We start from the raw sequence: 19,615 nt of genomic DNA, 5'->3' as shown, positions 1-19,615 counted from the left end.
CGGGTGGGTAATGTGAAACGGGAGGAACCATGAACGAACACGACGCCCGGGCGGCGGTACAGTCGGCGATCGGCAAGGTCGCACCGGACGTGGACCTCGCCGGCGTGAACGAAGACGCCCGGCTGCGGCAGGACCTCGAACTCGATTCGCTGGACTTCCTCCGGCTGGTCGAAACGATCGACACGGCCACCGGCGTCGACATCCCGGAGCGGGACTACCCGGAGGTGGCCACGGTCAAGGGACTGATTGGCTACCTCGCAGTCCACGGCTGATCCCGGCCCGGTCGCCGGGCCGCGGCTAGGGGTGCGGCTGGGGCCGGGCTTAGGCGCGCCGGGCGAACGCCGGCGCGTGTTCCGGGCGCGGCCCGAAGGCGATAAACCGGGGCAGCAGGTGTCTGATGGCCGGGCTATGGCGTGCCACGGACAGCAGGGCCGCCGGCGCCCCGGACCGTTTCCCGATCATGATCGGCTCGAACAGGAGCTTGTGCATCACCCGTTGGCCGGTTTGCACTACGACGGTGGGCAGCCGCCGCCGTCGTTGGACTTTCGCCAGTTCCGTGCGTGGCACCTTGCCCCGAAGCAGTGCCGGGGCAAGGATCGCTGCGGCTGCGGCGGCGTCCTGGATGGCGAGGTTTATCCCCACGCCGCCGGCCGGCGACATGGCGTGCGCGGCGTCGCCGATGCAGAGGAGTCCGTTGATGTGCCACTGGCGCAGCCGGTTAAGACGCACGTCCAGCCAGTGCAGTTCCGCCAGCGAGGCGATGGCCCCCACCCGGTCGGCGAGGTCTGGGCGCAGGGCGGCAACCCGGTGCCGGATTCCCTCGACTCCCTCGGCCCGGATCCTGGCATCCGCGCCCTTGGGCGCCAAGTACCCCAGCTGGTAGTAGTCGCTGCGGTTTAGAGTCACCAAGGCCTCGCCCCGGCCGAATGCGGGAACGATTCCCGCCACGGCACCCGATTCGGAGGAATAGCGGGGCAACCGGAACCACCAGGTATCAAAGGGCACGGGGTATTCTTTCGGCGCGAGCCCGGCCGCGCGGCGCAGCGTGGAATGCCGCCCGTCGGTGGCAACCACCAGATCCGCCCGGAGCTCTCCCCCGGCACCGTCGGCGTTTGTGTACTTCACACCGGCGACCCGGTCCCCGTTCCGCACCAGCGCCGTGGCTGTATGGCTCATCCGCAGCTCAAAGGACGGTTCCTGGGCGGCGGCGCCGGCCAGGAAGTCCAAGAAGTCCCACTGCGGCATCATGGCAATGTAGTTGTAGGGCGCAGGCATCGAATCGAAGTTCCCCACCGTCACCGGCGGACCTCCGGGCACCGGGAAAGCGATGCTGCTGAGCCGGCTTTGGGGCAACCGGCGGAACTCGTCACCCAGGCCCAGCTCATCGATCAGCCGGATTGTGGACGCATGGACGGTGTCGCCGCGGAAGTCACGGAAGAAGTCGGCATGCTTCTCCAGTACCGTAACGCGCACTCCGGCACGGGACAGCAGCAACCCAAGCATCATGCCTGCCGGACCCCCGCCGACCACCACGCACCCGGTCGTCTCCATGGCCATACGCTACTCCTGCCGGGGGTGCCGCGGCAGGGGCCAACGCGGCGGGAATTTGCTCCCTGCAAAGCCTCATCCGCGGGGTCGGGCGGGGCGACACAGTTGAGTCCGGTTGACACCTCTGGCTAGGCTTTGGTTCATGCGTGACATCCAGGCGAAAATCATCGAAGAAATGGGCGTGCAGCCCCGGATCGATCCGGCCGGGGAGGTGCGCAAACGCGTCACGTTCCTCAAGGACTACCTGAAGGCGACCCACACCAAGGGATTCGTCCTGGGCATTTCCGGCGGACTGGATTCGTCCCTCGCCGGCCGGCTGGCCCAGCTCGCCGTCGAGGAGTTGGCGACCGAAGGTGTGGATGCGAACTTCGTTGCCGTCCGCTTGCCTTACGGAGTGCAGCGCGATGAAGACGACGCCCAGGCCGCCCTGGACTTCATCCAGGCCAAAACCGAGTGGACATTCAACATCTCGGCCGCCGTGGACGGCTTCGAGGACGAATTCGAGAAGACCGTGGGCAACGGGATCTCCGACTTTCACAAGGGCAACACGAAGGCGCGGACCCGCATGATCGCGCAATACGCCCTCGCCGGTGAGCACAACTACCTGGTGATCGGCACCGACCACGGCGCGGAGTCCGTGACCGGCTTCTTCACGAAGTACGGCGACGGCGGCGCCGACATCCTGCCGCTGTTCGGGCTGAACAAGCGCCAGAACAGGGCGCTCCTTGCCGAGCTCGGCGCCCCGGCGCGGATCTGGGAGAAGGTCCCCACGGCCGACCTCCTCGACGGTCAGCCCGGCCGCACCGACGAGGACGAGCTGGGCCTGAGCTACGACACGATCGACGACTACCTCGAAGGCCGCGACATCCCGGTGGCAGCAGCCGAGCTGATCGAGCAGAAATACCTCCGCACCCGGCACAAACGAACCGTCCCGGTCACCATCTTCGACACTTGGTGGAAATAGCCGCCCCAAGACCCGCTCCGCCCGGGCACCGGCCTATTTGGCGCCCTGCAGCAGGGTGGAGATCCGGTGCGCCTCGTCCATCAGGAGGCGGCCCAGCATCTCCTGCCGCTCGGCACGGAAGCGCTGCTCGATGCCGGTCAGCGACAGCGCCCAGGCGGGCCGTCCGCGCTGGTCGAAGACCGCTGCCCCCATCCCCCAGCTGCCTTCCAGCACGAGCCCGGGGTTGACCGAATAGCCAGCCTGCCGCGTCGCTTCCAAGTTCTCCCGGACCAGGGACCGGGTGTGGGCGGCCGCAAAGCTGCCGGCGTGCGCTGTCCAGCCGGCCAGCAGCTCTTCCTGCTCCGCCTCCGGCAGGAATGCCATGATGGCGGTCCCGGCGGAGGCGACCCCGATCGGGAAGCGGACGCCCTCGTGCAGCACAAAGGACCGCACCGGGAAGCTGCCCTCCTCCCGGAGCAGGCACACCGTCTCGGCGCCGCGCCGGATGGAGAAGAACGCGCTTTCGCCGGTCTCCTCTGCGAGCCGGCGCAGGCTGGGCCGGGCGATCTCCTCGAGTGGAAAGCGCGCCGACGCCACAGAGCCCATCAGCAGGATCTCCGGACCCAGCACCCAGTTGCCGCTGACCGGGTCCTGGTCCAGCAGGCCCTCGGAGGCCAGCGAGGAGAGCAGCCGGTGCACGGTGGGGCGGGTGAGCCCGGATTCCCTGACGAGTTCAACGAGCGGGGATCCTTCCGGTTTCCGCCCGACAATACGCAGCAGGGAGGCGGCGCGGCTGACGACTTGTGCGCCCTGGACCGGTAATGAAGTCATCTTCTTCCTCGGGTTTTGTGTTCAATCGTCTTAAAGTATCCATATTGTGGACAGTCATTAGCCTACCGTCCACACTGTAAAAATGGCACTATGGAGGGCAAAATCATCCATTGACAGCCCCCTTTTTGGCACCGTAGGCTCCAACAGCAGAGGAGCAGTCCACAAAGTGGATTGCGTCAACAGCTCAATGAGGAGATGCAGATGTCAAAGCTGAAATCCGGCGCGGCAGCCGCGCTGCAGGACGTGCTGCGGGACGGCATGACGCTCGCCGTCGGAGGCTTTGGCCTCAGCGGCATCCCGGCCGACCTGATCGAGGCGGTACGCGATTCCGGTGTCAAAGACCTCACAGTGGTCTCGAACAACATGGGCGTGGACGGCAAGGGCCTCGGCATCCTGATCGAAGCCGGCCAGGTCCGCAAGGTCATCGCCTCCTACGTGGGCGAGAACAAGCTCTTCGCCGAGCAGTACCTCGCCGGCAAGCTGGAGGTCGAGTTCACCCCGCAGGGAACCCTCGCCGAGCGCCTACGCGCCGGCGGCGCCGGCATCCCGGCCTTCTACACCAAGACCGGGGTCGGCACCCTCGTCGCCGAAGGCAAGCCGCTCGCCGAATTCGACGGCGAAACGTTCGTCCAGGAACGCGCCATCAAGGCCGACGTCGCCCTGGTCCACGCCCACACCGCCGACACCGACGGCAACCTGATCTACCGCTACACCGCCCAGAACTTCAACCCGGTGGTCGCGACGGCGGGTGTCGTGACCGTCGCGGAGGCCGAGGTAATCGTTGAACCCGGCGCGCTCGACCCCAACCACATCGTGACGCCCGGCGTTTTTGTCCAGCGCCTCGTCCGGGCCAACGCCCGGGTCAAGGACATCGAACAGCGCACGGTCCGTCCCCGGGCGGAAGCGGCCGACGCCACAGAAACCGCACCCGTTCCGGCCTGAGCGCCGCCCTTACTTTCTTCAGGAGAATCATCATGGCTTGGACCCGGAATGAAATGGCTGCCATCGCGGCCGAAGAACTCAACGACGGCGACTACGTCAACCTTGGCATCGGCATCCCCACGCTGGTCGCCAACAACCTGCGTGAGGGCGTCCGCGTTGTCCTGCAGAGCGAGAACGGCCTGCTTGGCATGGGACCGTTCCCCTTCGAGGGCGAGGAGGACGCGGACCTCATCAACGCCGGCAAGCAGACCGTCACGGTCCTCCCGGGCGGCAGCATCTTCGACTCCGCAGCATCTTTCGGCATGATCCGCGGCGGGCACGTCAAGGTCGCGATCCTCGGCGCCATGCAGGTTTCCGGCGGCGGCGACCTCGCCAACTGGACCATCCCCGGCAAAATGGTCAAGGGCATGGGCGGCGCCATGGACCTCGTTGCCGGCACCCCGCGCGTTGTGGTCCTCACCGAGCACAACGCCAAGGACGGCACCGCCAAGATTGTCAGGGAATGTACCCTGCCGCTGACCGGCCTGAGCTGCGTTGACCGCATCATCAGCGACCTCGCCGTGTTTGACCTTGAAAAGGTCGACGGCGGACGGAAGCTCACGCTCACCCGCCTCGCCCCGGGCGTGACTGTCGAGGAAATCCGCGAAAAGACGGAAGCCGATTTCGACGTCGCGCCCTCCGTCGACACAACCCCCACCCTTGAAGGAGCCACAGCATGAGCCTGCGCGAACAGTTCGGCAAGGATGTCCTGCTGACCGGCTGGGGACACAGCCGCTTCGGCAAGCTCACGGACGAGACCCTCGAGTCCCTGATCGTGCAGGTCGCCACGGAGGCGATCGCCAACGCCGGGATCGAGCCGGGCCAGATCGACGAGATCTACCTCGGACAGTTCAACTCCGGCATGATGCCGCTGGCCTTCCCGTCCTCGCTGGCGCTGCAGGTCTCGGAGCAGCTGGCCAACGTCCCGTCCACCCGGGTCGAGAACGCCTGTGCCTCCGGGTCGGCAGCGTTCCAGCAGGGCACCAAATCGCTGCTGGCCGGCACCGCGAAAACCGTCCTGGTGATCGGCGCCGAGAAGATGACCCACGCCGGGGCCGATGTCGTCGGGGCGGCGCTGCTCGGCGCGGACTACGACATGGCCGGTAAAGCCTCCAGCACCGGCTTCACCGGGCTGTTTGCCGAGGTCGCCAAGCATTACGGGAAGCGCTACGGACCGATCTCGGACGTGCTGGGCACCATCGCCGCGAAGAACCACCGCAATGGCGTCGACAACCCCTACGCCCAGCTCCGCAAGGACCTCGGCGAGGAGTTCTGCCGGACCGTTTCGGACAAGAACCCGATGGTCGCCGACCCGCTGCGCCGCACCGACTGCTCGCCTGTGTCCGACGGCGCCGCCGCCGTCGTGCTGAGCGTCGCCCCCACCGGCGGGGCCACTGCACCGGTCCGGCTCGCCGGGTTCGGCCAGGCCAACGATTTCTTCCCGGCCGAGCGCCGCGATCCCACCGCCTTCGCCGCGACGCGGGTCTCCTGGCAGCGCGCGCTGGGGATGGCCGGCGTGGGGCTGGAGGATCTGGACTTCGCTGAGGTGCATGACTGCTTCACCATCGCCGAGCTGCTGATGTACGAGGCCATGGGACTGACCGAACCGGGCCAGGGCTCGCGCGCTATTGAGGAAGGCTGGGTCTTCAAGGACGGCAAGCTGCCAGTCAACGTCTCCGGCGGACTCAAGGCCAAGGGCCACCCTGTGGGCGCCACCGGCGTCTCGCAGCACGTCATCGCCGCGATGCAGCTCACCGGCACCGCCGGCGGCATGCAGCTGCCCATCGCCCGCCGCGCCGCCGTGCAGAACATGGGCGGCGTCGGCATCGCCAACTACGTCAGCGTGCTTGAAGCGCTCTGACGCCAACGCGGGTCAGATACAGCCGATGCCGGGCGTCGGAATGGGCCGTATCTGACCCACGTTGGCAGAGCTGCCGGCGCTCGGGAGCCTGGGACCCGCACGGAGGAGTTGCCAAGGGTCACACCTGTCTTAGGCGCCGCCGTTCCCATAGAATCTCAGAGGGCCAAATGCATTCCCGGCGACCGCCGGACCACAAGGAGGTGGCGGATGCCGACAGGACCACCCAGTGCGTCAAGCAAGTTTCGCGCGCCCGAGCCGGTTGGCCAGTGGGTCCACCGCACGAGACTGACTGAGATGCTCCACTCGGACCGGAAACGGCGGCTCGCGTTGATCCATGCCCCGGCCGGATTTGGCAAGTCAACCCTTGCCGCCCAATGGATGGAATTCCTCGCGGCCCAGGACCTCGTCACCGTCTGGCTGTCCCTGGACCGCGATGACAACAACACCATCTGGTTCCTGTCACATCTGCTTCAGGCAATCCGCAAAGCCCGTCCCGGACTTGACGAGGAACTGCAGCAATTACTGGAGGAACGGCCCGACGACGCCGAGCACTATGTGGTTCCCGCGCTCATCAACGCCATCGATGAGGGCGGCCAGGACATCGTCATAACCCTGGATGACTGGCACCTGGTCACGGAGCCCAGGACCAGGGCGGTAGTGGAACGGCTGCTCGAAGCCGGCGGCTCGCATCTGTCCTTCATCATCACCAGCCGCAACCGCTCGGGCCTGCCACTGGGGCGGCTGATGGTGCGGGACCAGCTGATCGAGGTGGACGCCGTCGCCTTGAGGTTTGATGAAAACGAGTCCCAGGACTTCCTGGTCGGGATCAACCGGCTCGATCTGGATGCGGGAGACCTGGCTAGCCTCCACCGGACGACTGAGGGCTGGATCGCCGCGCTGCAACTGGTTTCCCTGTCCCTCAGGGACCACCGCGGGGCCTCAGACCTGATTGAACGGCTCTCCGGCAGGCACGCGTCCATTGGTGAGTATCTCGCCGAAAACGTCCTCGACACCTTGGACCCCGAAACACTGGATTTCCTCCTGATGACCTCGGTTCCGGAACGCCTCTGCGCGGGGCTGGCGTCCGCGCTCTCAGGGGTGGAACTGGGCCAGGCCATGCTGGAGAAGATCCAGGCGCAGGATCTTTTCCTGCAGCCGCTCGACGACGACGGCACGTGGTACCGCTATCACCACCTGTTTGAGGACTACCTGCGCCGCCGCCTGGAGCGCGACTACCCGGGCCGGACCGGGGAACTGAACCTGGTCGCTGCCCGCTGGTATTCGGAAAACGGATTCCCCAGCGACGCTGTGGACCATGCCCTCGCCGCCGGGGACGTTGAGCTCGCCGTGGAAATCGTCGAACTCCGCGCGATGTGGCTGGTGGAGCACTCGAGCATGTCGACCCTGCTGGCACTCGTCAGCAAGATCCCGGCCGACCATGCGGCCGGCCAGGCCCGGCTCCAGACGGCAATAGCCTGGGCCCATACACTGCTGAACCAATCCGGGGCGGCGCAGAGGGCCTTGAACCTGGCCGAAAGCGTGATGCCCGCCGATGCGACCCTGACCGAACACGACCGTTTTGAGCTGGGCGTCGAAGGGCTCGTTGTTCAGAGCTGCATCGACATGTACGGCGACAGAGTAAACCACGTGGATGAACTGGACGGGAAGTGCTTCGCCCAGGCCAACCTGCTCCGGCCCTGGATCGTCTCGGTGGCAGCGAACGTGTCAACGTTCAAGAAGATCCACGACGGCGATTACCGTCTCGCCCTGGAGCAACAGCGCTGGGCCGCGAAGTTCCACGGCCTCACCTCGGGCCCCTTCAGCGGAGTGTATGGACACTGTTTTTCCGGTCTTGCCGCCTACGCCCTGCTTGATCTGGACCGCGTGGACCAGCACTTCACCGCGGCCGTGGAGCTCGGCCGGCGCAAGGCTGGACGATACTCACATGCAGCGCGGCTGGCGGGAGCGATGATGGGCCAGCTCCTTTATGAACGCGGCGAACTCGACAAAGCGGAGAAGTTGCTGGAAGAAACCCGCGAGCTGGGTTCCGAAGGCGGGGTGGTGGACTTTATGGTGTCCACATACGCCACGCTGGCAAGAATAAAGGCACTCCGGGGGGACACCCCACGGGCCCGGGAAATACTCGACGAAGGCGATCTGGTGGCCGACAGCCTCGGCCTTGACCGGCTTAGGCTGGTCATGAATCTGGAACGCGTGCAGTTGGGAATCGGCCCCCGGGCGATCGACGCCGAACCAGACCGTGCCCTACCGGGCGCGGCAGCTGTCCGGGAACCGGCGGACATCACCGGACCACGGCTGGAAGGGCTGGCCGAGGCCAAGGCCCAGATACAGCTGGCCACGCAGTTGCGATCCGCCATGGCTGACGCCGGTCACGGGAGCCAGGATTCCCCGGGCAAATTGGACACGGTGACCGGCGCCCGCCGCCTGCTGGCGCGGGCCGCCGCCTACTTGGGGCCGCGGGCAGAACTTAATGCCCGTATCCTACTGGCGGCCGCGCTTGAACAGGCGGGGAACCGTAAGGAAGCGGAATCGACGCTATGGCCTGCCCTGGAGACGTGTTCCCGGCTGGGCCTCGTCCGGCCCGTCCTCGATGGCGGCCCAAGCTGCCTGGAACTGGTGCGGGCCACTTCGGCCAGGCTGCGACGCGAGCCCGCCCCGGAGCTGGGCAGCCCCGAACTGCCGCGTTTCCTCAGCATCCTCATCCGGTTGGAAGCGCAGGCCAGGACCAACCGGGATGCAGGGTGGTCAGCGGAGCCGGTCCCTCCCCCCGGCACGGGCACCACTGTTCCGGAACCGGGCTTGTCACAACGCGAACAGATGATCCTGCGCCTCGTCGAGAAGGAACGGTCCAACCGCGAAATCGCCCAGGAGCTGCATCTGGGCATCAACACCGTCAAGTGGTATCTCAAGAGCCTGTTCAACGCTCTGGGCGTCAGTGACCGAAGGGCCTGCGTCACAGAGGCCCGACGGCGGCACCTGCTGCCCAAGTAACCAGGGGGCTACTACCCCAGGGTTTCCAGCCTGGCCAGCACGCCCTCCGGAGAAGCCGCGCTGGGGATGTCGCCCAGGTAGAAGTCCCCGGCCGGGAGTTCCACGCCCGTCTCCAGCCAGAACCCGGCAGGAATATAGGCGCCAACCGCGGTGTCCCCGTGCAGTCGCGCCTGGTCGTCGTCGAGCTGCCCCAGCGTCCACCGGTAGTTGCTGGCCAGATTGGCAATCGGAGTGTAGGCCTCCAGCGGAACGTGCACGCCGCGGGACGCGCCTGCAGCCGTTCGGTTATCCAGCAGAAGTCCCGCGACGGGCAGCGCCGCGAACGCCCGGAGCCAGTCACTGACATACATGGAGGCATTCTCGGCGTTGTCGGCGTCGAGGTCGGTGGTGCCGTCCGCGCCCGAGAAGTGGTGCGTTCCGGTGAGCCAGGCCATCGGCGACGGGATGCGCAGCACCACAGGCTGGCGGGCTGTCTTGGTGAACACAGTAACGAAGTCCAGCACCGCGCGGTTGAGGTCGTCGTCGCCCAGCAACGTCCGCAGCGCGAAACCTGTCCGGGATCTGGCCGCCATGCCGGACTCGAGCCCGGTGTTGCCGGTGGTCAAATGACCGTACAGCCGGTTCAGGTCCAGGAGCGCGACGTCCGGCCGGAGCAGCCCCTGTGCCTGGGCAAAGAATGCCGCGTAGGCAGTGGCGTTGTCCCAAGGGACAGGCCGGCCACGAAGAATGACGGAGGCTGCGTACTCGTGGTGGTCAAAGACCACGGCTTTCGGCCGCCCCGACGGAGGGCAGGCAACAACGTTGGCGAGGGTGGTGGCAGTGGAAGTGGTCATGACGTCTTTCTCCATACATTGGCGAATAAAGGCTTTCAGCGCCGCACCGTCCTGGATGGGGAGGATGCGGCGCTGAAGGGTTCGTGAGTTGCTGCGTCCCGGGCCGGGACGTGCCGTAGCGGGCTAGGACTTACGGTGGACAACTTCCCCGTGCTTCAGTTCGAGCTCACGGATTCGGTCCTCCAGGGCGCTGATCTTGACTTCCCTGCGGTCTGGAAGCATGATCAGCGGCAGCTTGTCGATGGTCGCCTTGACCCGCTCCGGTCCGTTGTTGGTGAAGTGGGTGGCTGTGAGTTCCTCCGTGTCGTCGCCCCAGGACCCGTAGTAGAGCAGGTCCTTCGGGGGCTCGGCCTTCACGTATCCTTCGAGGAATTCCTTGTACGGCTTGCCACGGGCGATCCGGGCCTGCCGTGAGTCGTGGCGCAACTGGGTGGTTGCCTCTTGGTCCACCACGAAAGTCTCAGGGTCCCAGACGACGCCGTAGATGCTGGTGGCGACCTTCGGTGAAATGCGGCCGAGTTCCAGATCCTTGGCCACCGCCTCCGGATCACGTTCCAGAACGTCGCCATACCCTCCGCCGGAGCCCTGGGCAATCATGTACATCTCGCCATCCTTGGCGACGTCGAACTGCAGGCCCATATGGGAAGTGGTGTACTTGCCGCCCTCGTAGGGCTGCTCGTTCATGATCCGTTCCATGGACAAATCGAACTTGCTGGAGTCCTTGCGGATCACGTCGTAGATGTTGATGCCCTTGACCATGGCCAGCGGCGTCGTGCTGCAGCCGTAGCCGCCGAACATTCCCGTCACGGACGAGAACTTGGATCCCGAGGTGACGGTCATGAAGCCCCACATCGGCGTTCCCTCGGCGGCAACGATCATCTCGTAGCCCATGCCGCCGCTGTTCTTGCCGAAGCCCTGGTTGTCGCGGACGATCCGCTTGCTGACCAGCTGCATAAAAGGAACTTCCTCCTCCATGACTTCCTGTTCAGCGGTGTCAGCCATGGCGCAGAACAACGGTGAGACGGCGTCCTCACCGTCGCGGAAGGCCTTGGCACCGCCGCCCATGCCGTTGAGGTCGGCACACAGGTTGCCCACCTGGTCGCCGTGCTGGGTCAGGCCTCCCCACAGGAAGGTGTTGATCTGGTTGAACCACGGAGCGAGGACGTTGGAGAACTTCTCCGGATTGGAGAACTGCATCTTGGCAAAGGCAGTCTGCAGGGCAGAGAATCCCCGGAACGACGCCTGCAGCGACTGCCCCATCGGAGCGTCGTAACCAGCGTCGGCCCACGTGTGTTCATCCGAGATGATGTCGATGGGTGACATCGCCGAGGTACAGCGGGGCAGGTCAGGCCACCAGAACGCCAAGATCGCCTGCATCATCATCGACTTGACCGAGCACAGCGGGGAGTTGATGGCCCGGTTGAGGATTTCGGGACCCGTCCCCCTTAGATCCACGGTCATTTTGTCTCCCTTGACCGTCACCTTGCAGGCGAACTTGATCAGGATGTTCTCCTTGAGGGTGGAGTCCATGAACTGGTTGAAGGACACGGTCCCGTCCGGCAGTTCACTGATGCGGCGCTTGACTTCCTGCTCCACGTCTTCAACGGTGACGCGCAGGGCAGCGACGAAGGTCTCCACTCCCACTTCGTCGATGATGCTGTCGACGCGTTCCTGGATGCGCTGGACGGCACCGATCTTGACCTTGAGGTCAGCCAGTTGCAGCTTGGGATCGCGAACCGAGTGCTGCAGGAACGTCAGCAGGTCCCGGCGCAGATCGCCCTTTTCAACGATCTTAAACGGGGACATCCGGAGTCCGTCGTCGAACGGGGTCTCGGAGCCCGAGGGCATTCCGCCGGGCTCGCAGGCCCCGTTTTCGCCTTCGTGAATGGTCGCGGCGACCCAGGCGATGATCTTTCCCTCGCGGAAGATCGGCATGATCATGGACTGGTCTGTATTGTGGACGTTTCCGTACCGGGCATCGTTGTGGATGAATCCATCGCCGGGGTTGATCCCCACCGTCGGCTCGTCCTTCCAGTACTTCATGATGTAGCGGATCGGGTGATGCAGGATCGCCGAGAACGCGATCACACCGTGGCAGGACAGGTAGGTGACGTCCCCTTCGGCGGTGTAAATCGCCGTCGTCAGGTCCCCCCATTTGGCACCGGGAGCGGCACCCATGGCCTCGCACATTTCGTAGCCCTCATCCAGGGCGCCGGCGAGGCGCTTGCGGATGCGGTCCACTTTGATCGGGTCCACGCCCTTGGAGATGCACTCCTCCTCGTAAGCGGAGCGGGACGTGATCTGGTGGCTTCGCATGATGGCCGGGTCCGGGCCGAGGAACAGGGTTGTCTCGTCCATAAATTGGGCCACCCACTGCTGCTCCTGGGCAGTCAGCGGCTGGGAAGCGTCGTCGGCTGTATCTCCGGCTTTGCCGGCAGTGCTGCGTTCATTTGCTGTAAGCGTCATTGCTGTCGAGCTCCTTCAATGGGATGAGCTGGAAGGTCTGGATGGGATCCGTGCGGCACGGGATCAGTCTTTGAGGAACCACACGGCTCCCTGGGATGTCGGTTCCAGGCGCCATCCCGGTTCCACCAGATACGTCGTGTTTTCGGTGGTGACGATGGCCGGGCCGTGGATGACGTGTTGGTGGTGGAGGGCCTCGGCGTCGTACACCGGAGTGTCGACGGCCCCGTCGATCTTCACGAAGTGGACCTGCCTGGTGCCGACCGGGCTGGGCATGGTCCTGTCGTGTCCGGAGTCGATCGAATCGAACTTGACCACGTCCCCGTCCACATAGGACGACACCCGCACGGTCTGGGCCCGGATACCGGCCTCGGGAGCCTGGCTGCCGGCACCGTAGCGTTTGCCATAGATATCCGAGAACGTCCGGATCAGGTGAAGGACGTCGGCGACGCCGTTCACGCGGTTGATGTCGAAAACGACGGCCGTGGTCACCAGCTGGTTCCCGTAGCGCATGTCCATCTCGAGGCTGTAGCGGATGTCGGCGGGGTCGTACCCCTGGCGGATCAGGTCTTCCTTGCCCTTCGCTTCCAGCTCCTGGATGACATTGTTCAGCTCGTCGTAGCTTTGGTAGAGGCTGCGGTCAGTGGGGTTGTAAAGCACAACATGGGAGCCGCGCTCGTGGATGTGGAGTGGCTTCATGTTGCCGGCGCCGCAGGCCGAGAATACCGAGGAAAACGGCGGCGCGAGGATCCTGCGAATGCCGGCGTGGTCGGCAATGCCACAGGCGTGCAGGGGGCCGTTGCCGCCGTAGGCCAGCATGGTGAAGTCTTCCGGAAGGTATCCCCGGACCCGCAGCTCTTTGGCCATTCCGATCGCCATCTGCTCGTCGACAGCATTCTTGATGATCTTGGCAACTTGGATGGTATCCATGTTTAGGTCATCAGCGAGGACCTCGTCGATTGCGTAGGCGGAACGCTTTTTGTTCAGCTTGATGTAGCCGTTGGCGTAGTTGTCCGGGTCCAGGTACCCCAGGACCAGGTCAGCGTCCGTGACTGTGGGGCGGAGGCCGCCGCGGTCGTAGCACGCGGGGCCCGGATCCGAACCTGCCGATTCCGGCCCGATCTGTACCGCGTGGTGGATGCGGTCATAGCTGGCAATCGAACCTCCTCCCGCACCCAGCGTCAGCAGGTGGATCATGGGAACCGATACCAGCCAGCGGCCTATGGTCGGCTGGAAGTCGTAGTGCTTGACGCCGCCTTCCGGGACCAGGCCAATGTCGAAGGACGTGCCGCCCATATCCGTCGAGATTACGTTTCCCAGACCAGTGCTGTTAGCCAGGTGCTGGGCAGCGCCCACTCCGGCGATGGGCCCGGAATGGATGGTCTGCAGGGCATCCGTCGAGTTGGACTGCGCCATGCCGCCCGAGTTGTGTATCACCAGCATGGGCTTGTCGTAACCGGACGTACGCAGGTTGTTGGACAGCTGCCCCAGCGCGTGGAACATGATCTCGTGCAGGAACGCGTCCACGATCGTCGACGTCGCACGGACGTACTCGCCTTTTCGTCCCGAAACCTGGCTTCCCAACAGGACCGGGATGGCTCCGAGCTCGTGGGCAGGGTACTCGTCCAGGATGATCTCCAGGATCTGCTGCTCATGGACCGGGTTCTCGGTCGAGTTGACCAGGGAGACCACGATCGCTTCCGCTCCGGCGTCCACGAGTTCGCGCACCTGGCTGCGGACATCGTCTTCCATCAGCGAAACGACCACCTTGCCGGCCGAGTTGATCCGCTCCTTCACCGACCGGATCAAGGCGCGGGGCACAAGCGGGTCCGGGCGGGTGGCATCGGGCATGTTCTGCTGCTTGGAAGGGTCCAGTCCTTCGCCGTAGCCACGGCCTCGGGAGAGCGGGATGGTGTCCTCGAAGCCGTGGGTGACCAGCGCCCCCACACGTGGGCCTTTACCTTCGATCAGGGCGTTGGTGCCGAGGGTGGTGGCATAGCGGACTGAGTCGACTTCCTTCAGGACGAGGTCCCGGTCCAGTCCGGCGCGTGAGCAGGCGAGGTCGAGTGCTTCATTAAAGCCTTGGGCCAGGTTGTGGTGCGTGGTGAGCGCCTTTGCTTCAACGTACTGGTCTTCCCAGGCAAAAAAGCAGTCGGTAAATGTGCCGCCGATGTCGACGGAGATTCGTTTCATGACCAGTGGTCTCCTTTATTCCAAGTACTAGCTGAACGAATGGGGGGAATGGTTGTGGGTGTTGTAGGAGCCGAGTGGCGGGCTGAAATCGGCGACCGCCTCTTCGCCGGGTCCGTAGTTGATGACGGTCTCAGGCTTGGTGCCCCGCTTGATCCAGGTTTCGCGGAGCGAGTCGATGTCCCACAGCATGTCCACCGTGGGCGGGTGTCCCGGCGGTACGTACTCCGTCTCCAGCTGTGTCCCGCAACCCGGGCAGTAGAACTCAAGAATCCGGCAGAATGTGGGGTCCGGAGCGAAGGTGAATTCGTACTTCTCCGGGTCCAGGATCGACTGGTGGATTTCCGTGGGGTCCCGGTCGTAGACCAGTGTCCCCTCCTTGTAGTTGCCTCTGGCCTCGCCGAGGTCCTGGTTGCAGACCTTGCAGTTCCACCGTTCAGTGTCGAGATCGATGATCAGATATTCCGTCATTGGAATTCGCATAGCGTGTCTCACCTGTTTTCTTGGCTGTAGTTTGGGGTCACTTCTGGAGGGTGTCTGTGAGCATTAGGTCTCCGGAGACCGTCACGTCGAAGACCCAGCCATGCGGCACCCGGGCCGTGAAGTAGGGGCCTTCGACGATTGCGGGGCCAGCCGCCGAAGCCCCGGCCGTTTGGCTGTCCAGGTCGAAGACCTGAACATCGTCGACCTTGTCCACGGCGGAGCGGACCTTTCGGGTGGAGGCGGCGACGGCGGGCGTCTTCGCCACTGATTCGGCCCGCCTGATCGATGCGTGCGGCAGTTCATACCGGGCCGTCAGGGTCAGCAAGGTGTTGTGGTTGCTGGTGCCGGGCTGCGGGTCGGAAGCCAGGTACGGCAGCTCGGAAACCAGCTGGCCGTCGGCGTCTTCGAGCACCACATTCCATTCGAGCCGGCATTCGTCAATTTCGTGGCCCTCCTGGAACATGTCCCGCGCCGCCCGGGCCAGCAGCGTCGCCTTGGTTGCGCCGAAGTTTTCCGCGTCCATTCCCGCGACGTTGGCCTCATAGGTCTGAGCAATGTCGGAAAAACCGATTCCGAAGGCTGAGAAGACGGCGGCCATCTTGGGCACCAGGACACGGCGGACGCCGGCGATCCGCGCGGCACCACACGCGCTCATCGGTCCGGCACCTCCGAACGCAGCAACTGTTGTGGCGTCCGCAGCCTCGACGTCGGCGGCAAAGGACTGCGACATACGTTCGAAGTAGGCGGCCTCCATCCGGATCAGGGCTTCATTCAGGGTGATCCCCAAAGGTTCCGCGATGACTTCGGTGATGACTGCGCGGGAGCGTTCCGCGTCCAGACTGAAGCCTCCATCGAGGTAGGTGTCCGGATCGAGCACGCCGAGCAGTAGGTTTACGTCCGTGATCGTGGCCTGCTTGCCCCCAAAACCAAAACAAGCGGGACCCGGTGCAGCTCCGACGCTCTCGGGGCCGACGGTAATGACGCCGTGGCGAAGGGCAATGACGGAACTGCCCCCCACGCCGCTGGAATGGACGTTGCTCATCTCGAATGACACCGGGACTCCCTGAATGGCGCCCCTGCGGTCCGTCGAGATGGTCGAGTTCTTGACCGAGCCGACGTCAGTGGTGGTACCGCCGACGTCGATCATCAGAACGTGCGCGAGTCCATAGGCCTCCGAGAGGGCCTTGGTCCCTTCCAGCCCGCCGCGCGGACCGGAAGAGTAGGTCTTCAACGCGACAGACTTGGCCACCCGCGACGAAGCTCCGTCATTGCGGTAAATGAGGAGCGGGTTCTTGACCTTATGGTCCCGCAGCCGGTGCTCGGTGCTGTAGAGAAACCGCTCCATGGTGGGGTGCAGGAAGGAGTTGATGATTCCGGACCACACCCGGCGGGCCTGGACGGTGTCGGGCGTGAATTCCCAGGAGAACAACATGGGTACCGAGCCCAGCAGGTGGCGGGGGAACTTTCGGAGCAGAACGCCTTTGACGGCCTTCTCCTTGTTGCGGTCGGCCATGGCGATGACCAGCCGGGCGGCGCCGTCGGTCGTCAGCCGGTTGACGTGCTTCACAATTTCCTGGGCGAGCTCCTCCACGTCCTGGTCGGCATGGATGACTGCCACCCGCGTCCCGACAAGGTCTTCAAACAGCTCAGCGGCCGCCCCGCCCTTGCGGAGCTCACCGGCCAGCGCGGGGCTGTCTGTGAGGATACCAATCCGGGGACCCTTGCGCTCCACGAGGGCATTTGTCCCCTGGGTGGTGGAGTACCGGATGTGACGGGTTGAGTGCAGAAGCCCGGGGAGATCCTCTTCGCCAAAGATTTCCTTGGAAGCTTTGGCCATGCCGTCGAAGAGACACTGGGAGAGGTCAAAGGGCGTGGTGAGAGTCTTCGTGAACGAGAAATTCTCACCGTCCCAGACGCAGATATCGGTCAGCGTCCCACCGTTGTCGATGTTAATGAGCCGTTCCATTGATACTCCTTTGTATGTTGAGGCGCGGTGACACCAGCGGCGAATTCCTCAACTTTCGACTGTGATCCAAGCCACATTGAGGACTGGTCTCAGTGTGGCTCAGCAGCCGGAGTGGCCCGCAACCACCTGACCGGGTGGACTCTTCAAGGACTGGACGACTACCCGGGTGGGTGGCGGAGGGGGCATAAAGCAACGCGGGGTCGCGGTGGGGTCAGGCCTAGTTGTAAAAGCCGCGGCAAGCACAAGGGCTGAACCGCAGATCAGGGAAGTGATCCCCCTGCGCCCCGCGGGCCGGGAGGACTAAACTCGGTCCAAGCCTGCCCACCCCCACGCAAGGAGCCTTCGTGCGCGCCACCATCATCCATGGCCCCGGTGACATCCGGGTCGAAGACCGCGACTACCCCACCATCCAGCTGCCCACCGACGCCGTTGTGAAAGTTACCGCGTCCTGCGTCTGCGGCTCCGATCTGTGGCCCTACCGGGGGGTAAAGCCCACCCACAGGCCGTCCGCCATCGGACACGAATTTATCGGCACGGTGGAGAGCGTCGGCGGGGCAATTACCAGCCTTGCCATCGGGGACCTGGTGATTGCACCGTTTGTGGTCAGCTGCGGGGCCTGCCCGCAGTGCCTCAACGGTGTAACAGTGGCCTGTGAGCATCTGGCCGGCTGGGGCGGCACCGACGATAGCGGCTTGAGCGTCGACGGCGGCCAGGGCCAGGCGGTCCGCGTCCCGCTGGCCGGTTCTACCCTGGTCAAGGTTCCCGGAATCAGCGAACCCGACGACGCCCTCCGGAAGAGCCTGCTCACGCTCTCCGATGTGATGGCCACCGGCCACCACGCTGCCCTCGCCGCGAAGGCCGGGCCGGGCCGGACCGTCGTGGTGGTAGGCGACGGCGCTGTCGGGCTCTGCGGGGTGCTGGCCGCCAAGCGGCTTGGGGCCGAACGGATCATCGCGATGTCCCGCCACGCCGACCGGCAAGCGATCGCCCGGGAGTTCGGCGCCACCGACATTGTGGAAGAACGCGGAGACGACGGCGTCGCCAGGGTCCGCGAACTCCTCGGCGGGGTACTGGCCGATTCCGTCCTTGAGTGCGTCGGAACCAAGGAATCCATGGACCAGGCGCTGCGCAGCACCCGCCCGGGCGGCGCGCTGGGCTTTGTCGGTGTCCCCACCGGCGGCAGCGAGATCCCGCTGCGCTACCTGTTCGACACGAATATTTCCATCGGCGGTGGAATGGCCCCGGCCCGGACCTACATCCCGGAGCTGCTGGCGGACGTCCTCGACGGCACGATCAATCCGGGCCGGGTCTTCGACGTGGTGATGCCGCTGGAGGAAGCCCCGGAAGCCTACCGGGCCATGGATGAACGGCGTGCCATCAAGGTCCTGCTGACTCCCTGAGGCCGCACAGCCGTAGCACAGTTGTGCCAGATAGAATGGGGTCATGACAACGCCGGCGTGCCAGCCCGTCCACCGACCCCAACAGTCCGGTGGCACCTTTGCCTTGGCCCGCCGGGCCCGGAACGTGCTGCGGCGGGTTCCGGTGTGGACGTGGCGGGTGCTGATGCACTCGGTGCGGGCCAGCGAGAATTCCCGCTTCAACACCGACCCGATTACCGGCGTCAAATATTTCCACGACATCGATTTTGTCGGCGACGGCATCCGGGCGCACCGCCTGGACGTCATCACCCCCCACCCCGAAGTCACCGCACCGGCCGGGTCCGCTGCGGCGGGATCGCTGCCCGTCTACGTGTATTTCCACGGCGGCGGCTGGACCTCCGGAGATAAGGCCTCACTGACCAAGTACTGCGCGAGCCAGGCCGAGGGCGGCATGGTGGTGGTCAATGTCAACTACCGGATGGCGCCGCGGTTCCATATGGGCCACGTCCTGGCGGACGCCAACGCCGCGCTCGCCTGGGTGCGGCGCAACATCGACGGTTACGGCGGCGATGGATCCCGGATCGTGCTTGGCGGCGACTCAGCCGGCGGCCAGATTGCTGCCCTCCTGACTGCAGCCAGCTTCCGGCCGGAGCTCGCGCGGCATCACGGGCTGACGCCAGCCGTGCCCGCGGCAGATTTCAAGGGCCTGGTCCAGCACTGCAGCGTGGTGGACTTCTCCGTCTTTTTCGACAAGGGCTTCGTGCTGAGCCTGGACTTCATCAGGATGCTGATGCCGGGCCTCCGCTTCGGCAGCAGGTTCCGCGGCTCCAGTTCCGGCCGGCTCGAGGCGCTGCGCAACGGCGCAATCTTTCTCTCACCCATCGAATGGCTGGATTCCCGTTTCCCGCCGGTCTTTGTGACCACATCTGAACGGGATTTCTTCTACGCCGCCAACATGAACTTCATCGCCCGCCTGCACGAACATTCCGTTCCCGTGGACAGCCTTGTCTATGCCTGGGACAGCGCCAATACCGAACACACCTGGCAGCAGAACTACCGCTACCCGGAATCGCAGGAGGTGTACCGCCGGCTCCGCGCCTTCGTGGGCAAGGTGGCCTGAGCGCG

15 protein-coding genes are annotated in these 19,615 nt (G+C 64.9%); 8 read left to right on the top strand and 7 right to left on the bottom strand.

Features of this window, described 5'->3' with window-relative positions; translation table 11 throughout:
- Nucleotides 1-29: 29 nt before the first annotated feature.
- Nucleotides 30-272 carry a phosphopantetheine-binding protein gene (locus QK287_RS06010; RefSeq protein WP_282359557.1) on the top strand — a complete coding sequence of 81 codons (243 nt, stop codon included), beginning with the start codon at nucleotides 30-32 and terminating at the stop codon, nucleotides 270-272.
- 49 nt (nucleotides 273-321) lie between these two features.
- On the opposite strand, the gene QK287_RS06005 is transcribed toward QK287_RS06010, so the two are convergent.
- Nucleotides 322-1,551, bottom strand: a complete 1,230-nt coding sequence (locus QK287_RS06005; RefSeq protein ID WP_282359556.1) for an FAD-dependent oxidoreductase — start codon at nucleotides 1,549-1,551, stop codon at nucleotides 322-324.
- A 139-nt stretch (nucleotides 1,552-1,690) separates the two neighbouring features.
- Between QK287_RS06005 and nadE the strand changes: the two genes are divergently transcribed.
- Nucleotides 1,691-2,512 (top strand): ammonia-dependent NAD(+) synthetase, encoded by an 822-nt coding sequence (gene nadE / locus QK287_RS06000; protein WP_226773385.1) that lies wholly within the window; start codon nucleotides 1,691-1,693, stop codon nucleotides 2,510-2,512.
- A gap of 33 nt (nucleotides 2,513-2,545) precedes the next feature.
- Here nadE and QK287_RS05995 read toward each other — a convergent pair whose 3' ends face one another.
- Nucleotides 2,546-3,322, bottom strand: coding sequence for an IclR family transcriptional regulator (locus tag QK287_RS05995; protein ID WP_226773386.1), 777 nt, complete (start codon nucleotides 3,320-3,322; stop codon nucleotides 2,546-2,548).
- A 201-nt stretch (nucleotides 3,323-3,523) separates the two neighbouring features.
- Here QK287_RS05995 and QK287_RS05990 point away from each other — a divergent pair, with 201 nt between their 5' ends.
- From QK287_RS05990 to QK287_RS05975, 4 genes are all read left to right on the top strand, one after another.
- Nucleotides 3,524-4,264, top strand: coding sequence for a CoA transferase subunit A (locus tag QK287_RS05990; protein ID WP_282359555.1), 741 nt, complete (start codon nucleotides 3,524-3,526; stop codon nucleotides 4,262-4,264).
- A gap of 32 nt (nucleotides 4,265-4,296) precedes the next feature.
- A complete protein-coding gene (locus QK287_RS05985; protein WP_226773388.1) occupies nucleotides 4,297-4,983 on the top strand; it encodes a CoA transferase subunit B in 687 nt (228 codons plus the stop codon).
- Complete coding sequence (locus tag QK287_RS05980; RefSeq protein WP_226773389.1) at nucleotides 4,980-6,164, top strand: acetyl-CoA acetyltransferase; 1,185 nt, start codon at nucleotides 4,980-4,982, stop codon at nucleotides 6,162-6,164. The genes QK287_RS05985 and QK287_RS05980 overlap by 4 nt, the downstream gene beginning before the upstream one ends.
- Before the next feature lie 294 nt (nucleotides 6,165-6,458).
- Nucleotides 6,459-9,176 (top strand): LuxR C-terminal-related transcriptional regulator, encoded by a 2,718-nt coding sequence (locus tag QK287_RS05975; RefSeq protein ID WP_226773390.1) that lies wholly within the window; start codon nucleotides 6,459-6,461, stop codon nucleotides 9,174-9,176.
- An 11-nt stretch (nucleotides 9,177-9,187) separates the two neighbouring features.
- Here the strand turns inward: QK287_RS05975 and QK287_RS05970 are convergent, their stop codons facing one another.
- The 5 genes from QK287_RS05970 to QK287_RS05950 all read right to left on the bottom strand — a co-directional run bounded on the left by QK287_RS05970 (nucleotide 9,188) and on the right by QK287_RS05950 (nucleotide 17,111).
- Complete coding sequence (locus tag QK287_RS05970; RefSeq protein WP_282359554.1) at nucleotides 9,188-10,009, bottom strand: hypothetical protein; 822 nt, start codon at nucleotides 10,007-10,009, stop codon at nucleotides 9,188-9,190.
- Nucleotides 10,010-10,132: 123 nt separating this feature from the next.
- On the bottom strand, nucleotides 10,133-12,475 hold the full coding sequence (locus QK287_RS05965) for a hydantoinase B/oxoprolinase family protein (protein ID WP_226773392.1): 2,343 nt from the start codon (nucleotides 12,473-12,475) through the stop codon (nucleotides 10,133-10,135).
- Nucleotides 12,476-12,538: 63 nt separating this feature from the next.
- Nucleotides 12,539-14,665, bottom strand: a complete 2,127-nt coding sequence (locus tag QK287_RS05960) for a hydantoinase/oxoprolinase family protein (RefSeq protein WP_226773393.1) — start codon at nucleotides 14,663-14,665, stop codon at nucleotides 12,539-12,541.
- A gap of 27 nt (nucleotides 14,666-14,692) precedes the next feature.
- On the bottom strand, nucleotides 14,693-15,133 hold the full coding sequence (locus tag QK287_RS05955) for an acetone carboxylase subunit gamma (RefSeq protein WP_256446489.1): 441 nt from the start codon (nucleotides 15,131-15,133) through the stop codon (nucleotides 14,693-14,695).
- Between the two features lie 49 nt (nucleotides 15,134-15,182).
- The gene (locus QK287_RS05950) at nucleotides 15,183-17,111 is read right to left on the bottom strand and encodes a hydantoinase/oxoprolinase family protein (RefSeq protein WP_226773395.1); all 1,929 of its coding nucleotides are present in this window, start codon (nucleotides 17,109-17,111) and stop codon (nucleotides 15,183-15,185) included.
- Between the two features lie 344 nt (nucleotides 17,112-17,455).
- Between QK287_RS05950 and QK287_RS05945 the strand changes: the two genes are divergently transcribed.
- Entirely contained in the window at nucleotides 17,456-18,511 is a 1,056-nt protein-coding gene (locus tag QK287_RS05945; protein WP_282359553.1) for a zinc-dependent alcohol dehydrogenase family protein, read from the top strand.
- Between the two features lie 43 nt (nucleotides 18,512-18,554).
- The gene (locus tag QK287_RS05940) at nucleotides 18,555-19,610 is read left to right on the top strand and encodes an alpha/beta hydrolase (RefSeq protein ID WP_282359552.1); all 1,056 of its coding nucleotides are present in this window, start codon (nucleotides 18,555-18,557) and stop codon (nucleotides 19,608-19,610) included.
- Nucleotides 19,611-19,615 lie beyond the last annotated feature (5 nt).

Origin of the sequence: Arthrobacter sp. AL05, from assembly GCF_029960715.1 — a bacterium.
Taxonomy (GTDB): Bacteria; Actinomycetota; Actinomycetes; order Actinomycetales; family Micrococcaceae; genus Arthrobacter.
The sequence above is the reverse complement of the archived record's forward strand: the minus strand, read 5'-3'. Positions and strand labels throughout refer to the sequence as shown.

What these genes read in the sequence shown, in the direction of transcription:
- QK287_RS06010 (WP_282359557.1), top strand. Translation starts at nt 30, where the DNA reads ATGAACGAACACGACGCCCGGGCGGCGGTACAGTCGGCGATCGGCAAG.
- QK287_RS06005 (WP_282359556.1), bottom strand. Translation starts at nt 1,551, where the DNA reads ATGGAGACGACCGGGTGCGTGGTGGTCGGCGGGGGTCCGGCAGGCATG.
- nadE (WP_226773385.1), top strand. Translation starts at nt 1,691, where the DNA reads ATGCGTGACATCCAGGCGAAAATCATCGAAGAAATGGGCGTGCAGCCC.
- QK287_RS05995 (WP_226773386.1), bottom strand. Translation starts at nt 3,322, where the DNA reads ATGACTTCATTACCGGTCCAGGGCGCACAAGTCGTCAGCCGCGCCGCC.
- QK287_RS05990 (WP_282359555.1), top strand. Translation starts at nt 3,524, where the DNA reads ATGTCAAAGCTGAAATCCGGCGCGGCAGCCGCGCTGCAGGACGTGCTG.
- QK287_RS05985 (WP_226773388.1), top strand. Translation starts at nt 4,297, where the DNA reads ATGGCTTGGACCCGGAATGAAATGGCTGCCATCGCGGCCGAAGAACTC.
- QK287_RS05980 (WP_226773389.1), top strand. Translation starts at nt 4,980, where the DNA reads ATGAGCCTGCGCGAACAGTTCGGCAAGGATGTCCTGCTGACCGGCTGG.
- QK287_RS05975 (WP_226773390.1), top strand. Translation starts at nt 6,459, where the DNA reads ATGCTCCACTCGGACCGGAAACGGCGGCTCGCGTTGATCCATGCCCCG.
- QK287_RS05970 (WP_282359554.1), bottom strand. Translation starts at nt 10,009, where the DNA reads ATGACCACTTCCACTGCCACCACCCTCGCCAACGTTGTTGCCTGCCCT.
- QK287_RS05965 (WP_226773392.1), bottom strand. Translation starts at nt 12,475, where the DNA reads ATGACGCTTACAGCAAATGAACGCAGCACTGCCGGCAAAGCCGGAGAT.
- QK287_RS05960 (WP_226773393.1), bottom strand. Translation starts at nt 14,665, where the DNA reads ATGAAACGAATCTCCGTCGACATCGGCGGCACATTTACCGACTGCTTT.
- QK287_RS05955 (WP_256446489.1), bottom strand. Translation starts at nt 15,133, where the DNA reads ATGACGGAATATCTGATCATCGATCTCGACACTGAACGGTGGAACTGC.
- QK287_RS05950 (WP_226773395.1), bottom strand. Translation starts at nt 17,111, where the DNA reads ATGGAACGGCTCATTAACATCGACAACGGTGGGACGCTGACCGATATC.
- QK287_RS05940 (WP_282359552.1), top strand. Translation starts at nt 18,555, where the DNA reads ATGACAACGCCGGCGTGCCAGCCCGTCCACCGACCCCAACAGTCCGGT.